Raw genomic sequence first — 12,893 nt, forward strand, 5'->3', positions numbered from 1 at the left:
TTCAAAATATTTTATCTATATTTGAATATTACTAAACTTAAACTTTTACAATTATCAAAACATTAAGAAACTTTATTATTTATAGGGGGGGGTAATAATCTTAACCTTTTTTATTTGTACTTTAAGCTTAAAAGTATTTTCGTCAAGCTGTGCTAATTTCTCTCTTAGTGGAAATCTTGAAGAAGTTCAAGCCTTTTATCCAAATATTCAAAATACACCTGTAAAAACATTGAATTTGAGATTCATCATTATACATTATGATGAAAATGAACCAAGAAATTTTGAATCAAATAATCAAAATCATGTTGATTTTCTACAATTAATTGTTTCAGATTTAAATGATGCCTTTACAGATATTCAACCATCATCAAATTCAGATTGTACATCTGAAACAATTGTTCCAACTGGCACTTTAAACAATCAACCGGACACTAGGATTCAATTTTATCTACATGATATAGTTGAAGTCGTAGATCCAAATTTATGGGATGCAGACATTTTTTTGGATCATAGTTCTATGTCAGATGCTTTGGATTCTATCCACCCTCCAAGCGATAACAAAGCTATAAATATCTATATGACTGGAAGCGAATGCAATTATGATAAAAGAGTACTTTTGAACACGAACCCAACTTGTACTAATCCTGACTGGGTTTCAAAAGGTTTAATGAAAGGAAGATTTCCTAATCAAAATTTAAATTTCTCTGAATTTTTAAAAATTTATGCCTTTGATGCTTTTAGTAAGTATAAAGCTCACAATAATGGGTATTATTGTCACCTATATTCACAATGTTGTCCCGCTTGTCCTATTTCATGGCAATCTGGTGTTGATGCTTATGCACATGAAATAGGCCATAATCTTGGATTGGGCCATGCAAATCAATGTCCTGAAAGTATAATGGATCAAGAATGTTGTTCTGGAGCAAGGTTTTTATATGACAATCAATTATCTCAAATGCACAGATCATTAGGAATAACAAATGCAAGAAATGTTGTAAGAGATTGTCCTTATTCTCCAGAACCTATCTTAATCACTAAGGATTCTGTTCTTAATTTGAACATAAGATTATACCAGGACCTAATAATTAAGTCAGGCAATACATTAACAATTACTTGTAAAGTTTTAATGCCTGATGATGCAAAAATAATTGTAGAACCAAATGCAAAATTAATTATTGACGGAGGCAAAATAACTAATGCTTGTAATGGTCTTTGGAAAGGAATTGAAGTTTGGGGTGATAATGAACAACATCAATACACGATTAACTATATTAACCAACAGGGAAAAGTACATTTAAAAAATGGAGCAATCATTGACGGTGCTGAAATTGGTATAGCTACATATAATCCTAATGAATATAATAGAAATACAGGAGGAATTATTATAGCAGAAGATGCGACTTTTAAAAACTGCAAAAATGCTGTTTTCTTATTTCCCTATCAAAACTTCTACCCTAATAACCCTAGTCAACTGCGTCCAAATTTAAGCAGATTTGACAATGTAGAATTTATAGCTAATGGAGAAAATTATAATTCAGGAGTAAATTATGGTACTGGAATGGTAGTGCTTTGGGGTGTTAATGGTGTTCGATTCAGAGGTTGTAAGTTTCTAAACTTAGATGAAAATACTGAAAGTTCTAACTGGGAAAGGTCTGGAATTACATCATTAGATGCAAACTATACTGTTACCAGTTTATGTGTAACAGTACCGGGTGTGTTTAATCCACCTTTTTCATGTCCTCCTCAAAATATTGTCAGGAGTAAGTTTGAAAACCTTAAACAAGGTATTTGGGCAGGAAAGTATTCTGACCCATTTAAAACATATACTGTCGAAAATAGTGATTTTATAGGGAATCGTACAGGTATTTTAAATGCAGGGGTTGATTATGCTACAATAGTTCTGAATAATTTTGAAATAACTACTTTTCCAAATGCAGATACGTTAAGTGCAATAGCGGTGGAAACAGGAACCGGATTTGCCATTGAACAAAATGACATTTTAGGCTCAATTGATATCAACAATAATGAGCAGGTTGGAATTTGGGTGAGAAACAGTGGAATTGAACCAAACAGGTTGTATAACAATAAGATTACTTCAACTTCTTATGCAACACTTGCAAACGGAAATAACAGATCAATACCAGATGTTGCTTATGCTCCAGTTGATGGCCTATTGTTTGAATGTAATGAATATGTGGATAACTTCAATGATATAGTAGCAGTTGGCACATCAGATGGAGATGGTGTAAAGTTACATCAAGGTACCAATATTTTGGGTGAAGAAGTACCCGCCGGCAATAAATTTTCTGATTATGACAATCATCCATACAGAGACATAAATAATCCATCTGCTTGGCCTATGATTTATTTTTATTATGAAAATGAATCGATTGAAATTCCTGAATTTTACAATACAAACAATGTAAATACCGAAGGATTAGGATATCCCAATGATTGTGATGCGAATTATAATCCTTCAAACAATTATTTATCTTCTGTTTTAACACATATAATGCTTGATCAGCAAAAAGATAATTTTAACACTTCTTTTGTACAGTACTCAAGTGTTTTGTTTTCTTATAATCAGTTAATTGACGGAGGAAATACAAATTCTTTACTTGAGGACATTCAAAATGCCTGGTCGAGTGAAGCGTGGGAGTTATATAATGGCTTGATTGCAGAATCTCCTTACTTATCAACTACGGCAATAAAGCAAGCTGCTCAAACGGGTATTTTGCCTAATGAAATGTTACTTGACTTATGTGTAGCAAACCCAGAGGCAACAATGGGCTATCAATTTATTGATTTTTTAAAGGACTCTATTCCAAATTCATTACCTGTTTATATGTTAGATATCATAGTAGCAAATTGGAGTACTCAAACACCGCGTGGCATAATTGAACTTCAGCTCAGTAAACTCAATGAGGAAAAACACCAAAGTGCAAGTGCTGTATTAAGGCATTATATGAATGATACGACTAATTATGAAATGGACAGTATCAGAACATGGACTGCTAAGAAAGAAAATTTACCCTCATTATATGCTGAAGTAATGGATAATTTTTTGTATGTTGAGGATCCGGATTACGGTGGGCTTATGGACGATATACTTATTGACTATGACAACTTGCCGGACTATATTCATGCATTGCATTATGATTATCACGGATTACTAGATTTTGTATTTCAAAACATTACAACATCAGGTTTATCAATTTTGGAGGCTGATACAACTGATTTGGAATCACTCAAATATTACGCAAATAAACAAGGTTGGCCGGCAGTTATAGCCAGTGGAATTTTACATTTTACAGGATATGAATTGTTTGATCCACTACCGGAACTTCCCGGACCTCCTCAGCAATATCGCAGAGCTCAAAATTCTGACAAATTTTCGTTAAATGATGAACAATTCGTATCTTTATTAGTGTATCCCAATCCGGCACAAGTAATGGTCATTTTTGAATATGAATTGAAGAAAAATTATCCTGATGCAAAACTTATGATTTATGATGTGTCCGGTAAATTACAGAAAGATTTTATGATTAATCGGTATAAAGGTCAAAAAATTTGGGACACAAGACAAGTGGCTAATGGCATCTATATGTATTATATCCAATCCGGTGATAAAATCTTAAAAAATGGCAAAGTTACAATAAATAATTAATTATAAATAAATCTGCTAAGCATAGACCTATATGCTTAGCGGATTTAAACACACCCTTATGAAATACCTTTACTTATTTATATTATACATTTTATTCTTTAGTAATATTTCTCTAAAAGCACAGCAAACCCCCACTTTTATACGTGGTGATGTGTTTTCTATACCTTCTAACATGACATATGATGTAGTGGAAACGAATAGCGGTTATCTTGCTGCATATAGTCAATCTATTAATTATATTGATTTACCGGCCTTTTCTATGTTTGCAAAATTTGATTTTAATGGTAACTTAATTGACACTCTACATCTTCCTAAAATTGATTCTATACCAATCTATTATTCCCATTTAATAGAGTTATTAAACGACTCTACTGCCATAATCCAGGGTAGATGTGATACTACGGTTAGAACTTTCGGCAGATTTGCTTTTTTTGCTGAAGTAGATTTAAATACTTTAAAATTTAACTGGTTTACTTATGTTGACCGTTCTATAGTCGAAGATTCTACTTATCAACAAGAAATCAGAAATGTAGTGGAGGATTTTGTTATTGATAGTATAAGTGGCAATATATATTTTGTTGGTCATACAATTTATGATGACTATTACAGTTTTCCGCATTGGCAAAGTTTTCAAAAATTTAATGTGCTATTAGGCAAAATGTCAAGTCAGGGGGAACTCTTATGGGTTAAAGAATATAAAAAACATGAACATCATTTATATGGTGGTCAAATAAATCTGGACTATATGAACAATCAAATATTAATTGCAGGCTCTCAGCGTGATTCGTATAAACATCCCTTATTACCAACTGCATATCTACCTCTGAATTACCCATTAGTAATCATAACGGATATGGATGGAAATGAATTGGATCGTCTTGAAAACAATTTTGTAAGTGATTATGAACTTGGAGTTTCCAGAACTTCAAGCTATCAACCTACACCGGATGGAGGATATGTAATGGTTGGAAGGGCATTTGAAATTGTGGAAAACATGTACCCTCTGGGGAATCCCAACTTTTGGTATGATCAATTTGTTACGCAACATATTTCAAAATATGATGCCAATCATCAATATTTATGGCATTGGGATGGTCATTTAGCTGTCTCAGCAGGGCATAATGATTATAGATATAGTCAATTAGTTGTAAATGATGACAATACGTATGTAGCAGGTGGACATTGCATAATAGATGCCGTTTGGTCTTGGAATGGGGAACAAGGAGTCATTTGTATGCATAAACTATCTGAAGATGGCGATTCTTTATGGAGAAGATATTATCATTATTTAGTGGAACGACCGGGAAATCGGCCACATTTTATTTATTTTTTAAAAAAAGCATCTGATGGTGGATATTTGATAACTGGAAAGATATATGACATGCTGTATATTCAACAAGAAACCCCAATTCAACATGCAGTATTAATTAAAACCGATTCTATGGGTTGCGTAGTGCCCGGCTGTGACACTTGCCATACGGCTACCTGTACAGAGGAATTCTTTTATGACTACCATCCCGATGACCTTATAGATGAAGAAGACACTACCAGTGTTTTTACACCGGAAAAACTTCAATTAAAATTGCAAGTGTATCCTAATCCCGCTTCAAATCATCTTTTTTTTATGCCTTCCGGCATGCAACAACCCGATGTAGCTATTATAAGACTATATGACATGTCCGGTCGTCAGGTCCGTGAATTTGAAACTCAGCTCTTTAACGGGCATCAGTATATTATGGATATAAGTAATCTGCAAGCAGGAAATTACCTATTGCAAGTTGAGGGTGAAAATTACCAATATCAAACAGAAAAAATATTAATACAGTAAAAATTAAAACTAATGAATTTTTTTAGAAAAATCAGCATACTATTTTGTTTCTTTATTCTTTTATCAAATTTCATTAAAGATTCAATTGCATCACCTGATTGTCGTGAAAGTGTTTTCTTTGGTTATTCAGCTGAAGGTGCTTTTCAACCTACTGTTTTTACTTTAATTCCAAGTTATCCGCAAAATTTTGGAGAAATTTTAATTGAATTACAACCGGTAATTCATTCAGGTGATTTGCTGGGAGTAAGGGCAACTTTTGTTGAAGGACTTACCGGTCCAATTAGGGTGGAAATGTCGTATGCATCAAATAATGACAGTATTTATTTTGAAAAATATGATCTTAACATTCAAAGTACTCCTTTAGAAGATACTTCAATTTTTGTTCCCAACATTATTCAAATGATTCCGGATTGGCATAATTCTAATTATGTATTTAGTAAAAATGGAAATGAAATTGAGTTTTCAAAACTAAATTTAAATGATAAATCACTATTAAACATTGCTACTTTACAAATAGATAGTTTGGTAGATATATTTGAAAGCAGCTATTCATATTTTGGTTTACACCTAATAGGAATGAAAGATGATACTATAAGAAAGTATTACAATATTAAAGTAGAAACAGGTTCAATTTTACTTGATGTTGATATCAGTGCCATTGAAGGGGAGATATTTTTCGCTGCCGGAGATGAAAACGAAGTGATGTTTATCTCTCAAAAAACGGAAGACTCTTTGCAAACATTTTTTACACATTATTATTCTGATACAGATAGCTTTTCATACATGCAGATTACAGAATTAGATACCATATATAATGTGACATCCTGGAGAAATGAACCGCCTTCAATGTCAATAAACGAAATAAATTCTGAAATTGCTATTTTAACCAACTCTACAGATACAAACTTTCAATCTAAGTTACACATCTATGATATAGATTCAGGTCAATTCATGACCTCATATCCCTTTGACTTTGATGCCAAAAAAGTGTATGTGCCCGGCTTGAAAAATGCATGGTTATCGTCTAATTTATATCTGTCTTCTACTCCCCCTGTATTCGTGGAATATGAAGAGGCTAATGAGCGATTTATTGCTCGATTATCTTCGGACTTAACAACGATTAATCAAAATGAAAAGAAAGAAATTCCATTAAGTGGTATTTCTACATATTCTTCAACATTTTATTGTATTGTCCCGGTAGAAGAAATTAGTGTAAATGAATTTAATATTCAAATTTTTCCAAACCCTGCTTCCGGCTACACAACCATCAACCTTCCAGAAGAGATTACAAATCCTTCTGTTGCTGTTTATGATTTACAAGGTCGGAAAGTACTCACTCAAGATTTATATCAAAATGAAAATGTCTTGCCTCTGAAAGGCTTGACAAAGGGAGTTTATATTATTACAGTTAAGAGCGAAAGTCAGGTATTAAAGATGGATAAATTGGTCGTTTTTTAGAACCCTCTGCCCCCAATCAGGAGATTTCACACTTCAAGCATGCCCTCTCGGCTCCCCTTTTGAAGCTCACAACGACGGTGGGGTGTGAGGCTGTTCTCTGTCCATTTTCTTCTCATAGTCTATGCGTTCCGGTTTTCTTGTTTTATTGGACAATCCCTCAAGGCCTGGTTAACGGCACGGAAGGCTTTAGTATTTATATTTTGGATGAACTTTAAGCTTAAAGACCATAAAGAAACCGTTTCGCAGAAGGGAATACGGCCTTTATTCCGCACTTGGGGTGCCCGCTGCTTGAATCTTGCGTGAAAAATTTTACTGTTCGACGCAAGGAGAGATGAAAGCCCTAATTCTTCTAAATAAAGCTAATACGGACAGTTAGTGCTATTTTATATTTAGCTTTTCTTTAGATAAATGATGAATTCTAACAATTCCTATAAATGTTGGTTTAACTCTATAAACAATTCTGTAATTTCCTTCAATGAGCTCTCTTATATCTTTTTTCCCAATTTCAGGAACTATACGTCCTATTTTAGGCTGCTTTTTAAGTATTTACACTCTTTCAAATATTTTATTCACTTGTCTTTTTGCAAAAACTTTGGAGTCTAAAGAAATGTAATCATAGATATTTCTAAGGTCATGAATTGCTAATTCTGTCCAAACAATTTTTACCATTTTTTTGCGATTTCTTTCACTTTTTCATGGCTAATTGTATTCTTTTTATCTAGCTGTTTTATCCCCTTTTCAATTTTGTCAACAAAAATTAATTTTTCAATTAACTCCTCTAACTCAATTTCTTTAGGTAGTTCTTTAATCGCTTCTATAATTTTATCTCGCTTCATTTTTAAAGTTTACTCAAGTTTAAGAATAAAATGGAAAACACTTCGTCCAATAGCAAAACGCATTTTTTTAAAAAATAATAAAATATCCGTTTACTATAAACGAGACTACCGGCATCACATTTACCTAATACTTTTCACTGCCTTAGATTCTTTATGGCTTTTAATCATTTCTTCCAGATTATCAAAAAAACTAAAGTATATAGTATCAAAATGCATTTTATCTGTGAATTCTAAGTTGTCAAAATCTTGTTTCCACTTTTCTAAAATTGGGATTTGCTCTGTAATATCATAAGCCTGTATGTATTTCCTACTGTACTTTACCAAAAAATCATACGAATTTGAACTAATCTCATATTTCTCCATTTGCCTTTTAATAGATAAATGTACGCTGTCTAAGATTCTGTAATTGCCCAGTTTAAAATGAATCCAATAACTGATTACTCTTGCCCCAAGCAATCTATAAGGCAGTTCATGCTTCTTACAAAAACTTGTAGCTTTCTCTATCCAATCTAAAGCATTGTCATAATCTCCTTTTTTCATATATACTAATGAAAACCCCATTAAAAGTATGGCTCTGAAATCAATGCTGAATAATCGTTGTTTTTTTAAAAACTTTTTGGTATTTAATTCTAAGTTGCTGAAGTCATTGCTGCAAATCATTTGCATATTCTGAATTTGAAATAAAACAGCAAGTGCATTATAGTTGCTCTTTGACAAATCAGTTAACTCATGTATAAATTTATGAGCCTCCTTTTCAATTAAATCTTTCCTTTTTAAATTGCTTAAAAACAGAATAACATTTCTAACTAAAGGAATTTTTATATCTGAGTAATATTCAGCACCGGGGTAGATATTGAGTAAATCTATAGCTTTAAATGCATTTTTAAGGCTCTCATCTAAATCAGAAACCATCAAATAATACAGCGAAAAAATATTATAACGTTTAATTTTAATTAATGTACTCTCTGAAGAATTGTTTTCAATCATCACCGGATCATCTAAAACATTTTCTACAGTAGAACGCAGCTCTAAATCTTCTTTTATACTAAATTTTCTTAAATGTATTTCCTTTATATAATAATACAGATAGTCCAGTTTATAGTTAATCAGATTTTCTTCAAAATGTTGCCTGTATTCAACAAAAACATTGGGGTCTGTGTCCTTTTTAAGCATACCTAATTTGTAATTCATACTATATATGGTCGGAATAAAATGAAAAAGTCCCTTTTCAATTATAGAAATCTTGAGTGTAAAGAGAACCTTAAGTGCTTCCGAGTAAAGTCCTTTCAACATCAGAATCTTAACCTCAGATAACTGTTGCAAAATGTCAATTTCATTATTTTCCTTATTATAGCGTATTATTGACTGGAGAAGCTCTGCTTTCAGGTAGGATTTTAATTTATACAAAGGTTGCTTACAACCACTTTTCTCTAATTCTTTGGCTAATTCCTTACTGTCATATATTTCCTTTTTCTTTATAAGGGTATACAGCGTAAAATAAAAGGTGTTTTTTCTGGCTGACTTTACAAAAAACTTCTCTTCCTTGTCAGCCATCGACTGTATAACTTCATAAACTATGTCTTCCCGAATATCCATTAATTGTTATAATTTTTACCTCCTAAATATAAATTTAACAGCTTAACAACTGATAATTAGTGAAATTATTTAATAAAAAGATTTTTTGTTAATTGCAAAGTTACACTTTACTATGCTTGTTTTTGTACATTTTAGACCTATTAATATTCGAATTAAATTTTATAACATTATATCGCCGGTTTTATAAGAAAAGCCTTAAATTAAAGTTCCTTATAAATACAGATAAAAAAATAAATTTGTTAATTGAGAAAACAACAGTATTTTTGCCTTTTAGTCCAAAATAAACTTTTGACTTTTAATTTTTTCTTAAAAAACAAACACATGAAAAACATATCAATAATATTTTTAAGTCTTGTAATAGCACTTTTTTTTAACGCTTGTGGCAGTGAGAAAGAAAAAAAGGAATCTGAAAAAACGAAAGTAGAGACGGAAGAGTCTGAAGAAGTTATTGCGAAAGACCCGGAATTGATGAAACCATATGACACACTCGCCAGAGAAGAAATTCGTGAAAATCTGGATATAATTTTGAAATATGCCTCAGAGGGTAAGGTGCAGGAAGTAGCTAAGTTGATGGCTTATAAAGGCAGCGAAACGGATAGACACTTAAAAACGAATCTCAACTTCAATAATCCAAATGAGCAGTTCACTGCCCAGTCAACTACAGATGTTATTAATATTTGGCTAAACCAATCTGAAAGCACGGAATATGGGACATTCAGAGAAAATGAAACTCAGGATGGGTACACCGAATACATACAGGAACTGGTTTTTATGGCTTCTCTAAATACCGAAAGAAGACGATTTGTTTTTGTGAGGACTCCGGACAAAGGCTTTTTACTGTCAAATGTTCAGTAAAAATTCAGCTTTTATTAAAAAAGCATACCGGCAATAGTGGCTGTCATAAAAGCAGCTAAAGTTCCACCAATAAGTGCTCTTATGCCCAGTGAAGAAAGCGTTTTTCTTTGACCGGGAGCAATGGCACCTATACCTCCAATTTGAATACCTATAGAAGCAAAATTGGCAAATCCACACAGAGCATAAGTTGCAATTATGATTGACTTTTCACTTATAATCAGTCCTTCGTCTTTGAATTCACCTAAGGATGCATAAGCAAAAAACTCATTGAGTATTGTCTTTTCACCTAAAAGCTGACCAATCAGCACCATATCGTGCGCCGGAACCCCTAAAACCCATGCCAATGGTGAAAAGAGCATTCCAAGCAAAAACTGAAGAGTAAAACCCTCATACCTGCCGTCCGTTTGAGCCACTATCAAGTCATTTAACCCTGTCCAGCTTCCGATTCCTTGAAAAAATAAATAATTCATCATATAGATAAGCGCTGTGAATGTTAAAAGCATAGCTCCAACATTTATGGCAAGCTTAAGACCATCTGTTGTTCCATTTGAAATAGCATCTAAAAAATTAGATCCGATTTTTTCTTTTGGAATAATTATTTCCCTTTCGAGTTTTTCAGGATTCGTTTCCGGCAAAATTATCTTTGCGGCTACTATAGCTGCAGGGGCCGACATTATTGATGCAGACAATAAATGAGATGCAAAAAGGAGTTGCATTTCTCTGTCAGTACCACCCAAAAATCCCACATAGGCCGCAAAAACACCTCCGGCAATAGTTGCCATACCTCCTGTCATCAGGCAAAAAATTTCAGATTTAGACATCTTTTCGAGATATGGCTTAACAACTAAGGGCGCTTCTGTTTGTCCAATAAAGATGTTTGCTGCCGCAGCTAAGCTCTCAGCTCCGGACAATCGCATAGTTTTTCCCATTATCCATGCAAACACAAAAACGATTCTTTGTAAAATCCCTAAATAATACAGTAAAGATGAAAGCGCTGAAAAAAAGACAATAGTCGGCAAGACCTGAAAGGCAAAAATAAACCCGAATGTGCTTGTGTCTGCTACCAATCCGGCAAATAAAAACTCAGCTCCCGCACTGCTGAATTCCAAAACTATTACAAAAAAATTAGCAACAAATTCAAATCCCTGTCTTACTAAAGGGACTTTTAACACTCCAACTGCAAAGATAAATTGCAGAATAACACCGGTGACAACAAGTCTCCAGTCAATTTTTGACCTGTGTTTACTTATCGCAAAAGCAATTAAAAGTAAGACAGAAATCCCAAGCAATCCCCTTATTACATCCATGTAGGCATTTACTAAATTGTATAATCTATTCTTTTAGGCGGCTAAAGTTAATAAAATCTTCTAAAAAAGAAACACTTTATATTTTTCTGATAGAAATCTGAATTTTTCCGACCATTGAAATTAGTAAAAAAAAGCTTCCATACTGCATAATTAAAGTGAAATAGATTGAAAAACCCTTTTTAAAACTTTACTTTTGCAAAAAAATAAAAATGAATTCCTGGCATAATATCTCATACGGGGAACACAGCCCCAGAATAGTACAAAGTATAATAGAAATCCCAAAAGGAAGTAAAGGAAAGTTTGAACTCGATAAAGAAACCGGCATGCTAAGACTTGATCGGGTTTTGTTTTCCTCCGTTCACTATCCGGCTAATTATGGTTTCATTCCACAAACCTACTGTGAAGACAAAGATCCTTTAGATATTTTAGTAATTTCCTCGATTCAAATACCCCATATGTGTATTTTGAATGCAAAAGTTATTGGTGTAATGCGAATGCTTGATCAGGGCGAAGCAGATGATAAAATTATTGCTGTTGCTGATAACGATATTTCCGTGGGTCACATAAAAGAAATAGAAGAACTTCCTCCACATACAATTGCTGAAATGAGAAGATTTTTTGAAGATTACAAAAAATTGGAAAAAAAGGAATCGCTGGTACAGGACTTTTTAGGCAGACAAGAAGCTTACAGAATTGTAAACGAAAGTATTGAGCTTTATAAAAAAGAGATCAAACCTAATGTCGCCGAAAAACTCTACAAAAGTTTATAATACCTGACGGTGAAAGGATAGCTGAACTCTTCGAATGCTATCTAAAACATCATCGGTTTCTGTGATTATTTTACTTCCCTGATGAGCATCATCCTCAGGGATAAGCATGTACTTTTGTCCTCCGGATAATTCAACCAATACCGCACATTCTATAACTATCTCTACTTTGGTTGCGCCTTCCGGATTGAAGAAATGCTTTTGAGTAAAAAACTGAATATTATCTAATTTGCCAATAGTTTTTAACTCGATATTCTGCTCGCTTTCCAAAACCTTTGCTTCAAATTTTTTCAACACTATAGTGGCAACAGAATAGTTATCTTCCAACATTTTTGAAGTAATGGTAAAAAAATAAGTTTCATTTTCTGCCACTAACACTAAGCCACAATTATTTTTCATTTCCTCAAAAGTATACTCATACACTTTTACATTCTTTCCAACCAACTCAATTAAATCTTCAAATAATTCATCTGATAAGACTATTCGCATAACTCTGCTTTTTAAAATATTTTTTAAAGCTCCAAAATTACAATAAGCAATATAGAAAGCTTTAAATTTTTCAGAAATAGCCAAAAAACT

8 protein-coding genes and 1 pseudogene are annotated in these 12,893 nt (G+C 32.9%); 5 read left to right on the plus strand and 4 right to left on the minus strand.

Translation table 11 applies throughout. The annotated features are described in order from the left end of the window. Window positions 1–229: 229 nt before the first annotated feature. From EA412_12070 to EA412_12080, 3 genes are read left to right on the plus strand one after another with little or no spacing between them, the layout of a single operon-like run. On the plus strand, window positions 230–3,667 hold the full coding sequence (locus EA412_12070; protein ID TVR77018.1) for a T9SS C-terminal target domain-containing protein: 3,438 nt from the start codon (window positions 230–232) through the stop codon (window positions 3,665–3,667). Between the two features lie 31 nt (window positions 3,668–3,698). Then, complete coding sequence (locus EA412_12075; GenBank protein ID TVR77019.1) at window positions 3,699–5,495, plus strand: T9SS C-terminal target domain-containing protein; 1,797 nt, start codon at window positions 3,699–3,701, stop codon at window positions 5,493–5,495. A 12-nt stretch (window positions 5,496–5,507) separates the two neighbouring features. Beyond that, window positions 5,508–6,953 carry a T9SS C-terminal target domain-containing protein gene (locus tag EA412_12080; protein TVR77020.1) on the plus strand — a complete coding sequence of 482 codons (1,446 nt, stop codon included), beginning with the start codon at window positions 5,508–5,510 and terminating at the stop codon, window positions 6,951–6,953. A gap of 378 nt (window positions 6,954–7,331) precedes the next feature. Here the strand turns inward: EA412_12080 and EA412_12085 are convergent. Both EA412_12085 and EA412_12090 read right to left on the minus strand, forming a co-directional pair. Then, window positions 7,332–7,622: pseudogene (locus EA412_12085) on the minus strand (type II toxin-antitoxin system RelE/ParE family toxin). Between the two features lie 287 nt (window positions 7,623–7,909). Beyond that, window positions 7,910–9,385, minus strand: a complete 1,476-nt coding sequence (locus EA412_12090) for a hypothetical protein (protein TVR77021.1) — start codon at window positions 9,383–9,385, stop codon at window positions 7,910–7,912. A 321-nt stretch (window positions 9,386–9,706) separates the two neighbouring features. On the opposite strand from EA412_12090, the gene EA412_12095 reads away from it, so the two are divergent. Continuing rightward, window positions 9,707–10,240 (plus strand): hypothetical protein, encoded by a 534-nt coding sequence (locus tag EA412_12095; GenBank protein TVR77022.1) that lies wholly within the window; start codon window positions 9,707–9,709, stop codon window positions 10,238–10,240. A 14-nt stretch (window positions 10,241–10,254) separates the two neighbouring features. Here the strand turns inward: EA412_12095 and EA412_12100 are convergent, their stop codons facing one another. Then, window positions 10,255–11,547 (minus strand): hypothetical protein, encoded by a 1,293-nt coding sequence (locus EA412_12100; GenBank protein TVR77023.1) that lies wholly within the window; start codon window positions 11,545–11,547, stop codon window positions 10,255–10,257. Window positions 11,548–11,756: 209 nt separating this feature from the next. Here EA412_12100 and EA412_12105 point away from each other — a divergent pair, with 209 nt between their 5' ends. Further along, complete coding sequence (locus EA412_12105; protein TVR77024.1) at window positions 11,757–12,317, plus strand: inorganic diphosphatase; 561 nt, start codon at window positions 11,757–11,759, stop codon at window positions 12,315–12,317. Here EA412_12105 and EA412_12110 read toward each other — a convergent pair. Further along, on the minus strand, window positions 12,312–12,887 hold the full coding sequence (locus EA412_12110) for a hypothetical protein (protein ID TVR77025.1): 576 nt from the start codon (window positions 12,885–12,887) through the stop codon (window positions 12,312–12,314). The two genes, EA412_12105 and EA412_12110, sit on opposite strands and share 6 nt — an antisense overlap. Window positions 12,888–12,893 lie beyond the last annotated feature (6 nt).

The organism is Chitinophagaceae bacterium, assembly GCA_007695095.1.
In the GTDB taxonomy this organism is placed as follows: domain Bacteria; phylum Bacteroidota; class Bacteroidia; order Chitinophagales; family REEL01; genus REEL01.

Excerpts from the sequence above, each read along its gene's own strand:
- EA412_12100 (TVR77023.1), bottom strand. The coding sequence starts at position 11,547 with ATGGATGTAATAAGGGGATTGCTTGGGATTTCTGTCTTACTTTTAATT.
- EA412_12080 (TVR77020.1), top strand. The coding sequence starts at position 5,508 with ATGAATTTTTTTAGAAAAATCAGCATACTATTTTGTTTCTTTATTCTT.
- EA412_12095 (TVR77022.1), top strand. The coding sequence starts at position 9,707 with ATGAAAAACATATCAATAATATTTTTAAGTCTTGTAATAGCACTTTTT.
- EA412_12105 (TVR77024.1), top strand. The coding sequence starts at position 11,757 with ATGAATTCCTGGCATAATATCTCATACGGGGAACACAGCCCCAGAATA.
- EA412_12075 (TVR77019.1), top strand. The coding sequence starts at position 3,699 with ATGCTTAGCGGATTTAAACACACCCTTATGAAATACCTTTACTTATTT.
- EA412_12090 (TVR77021.1), bottom strand. The coding sequence starts at position 9,385 with ATGGATATTCGGGAAGACATAGTTTATGAAGTTATACAGTCGATGGCT.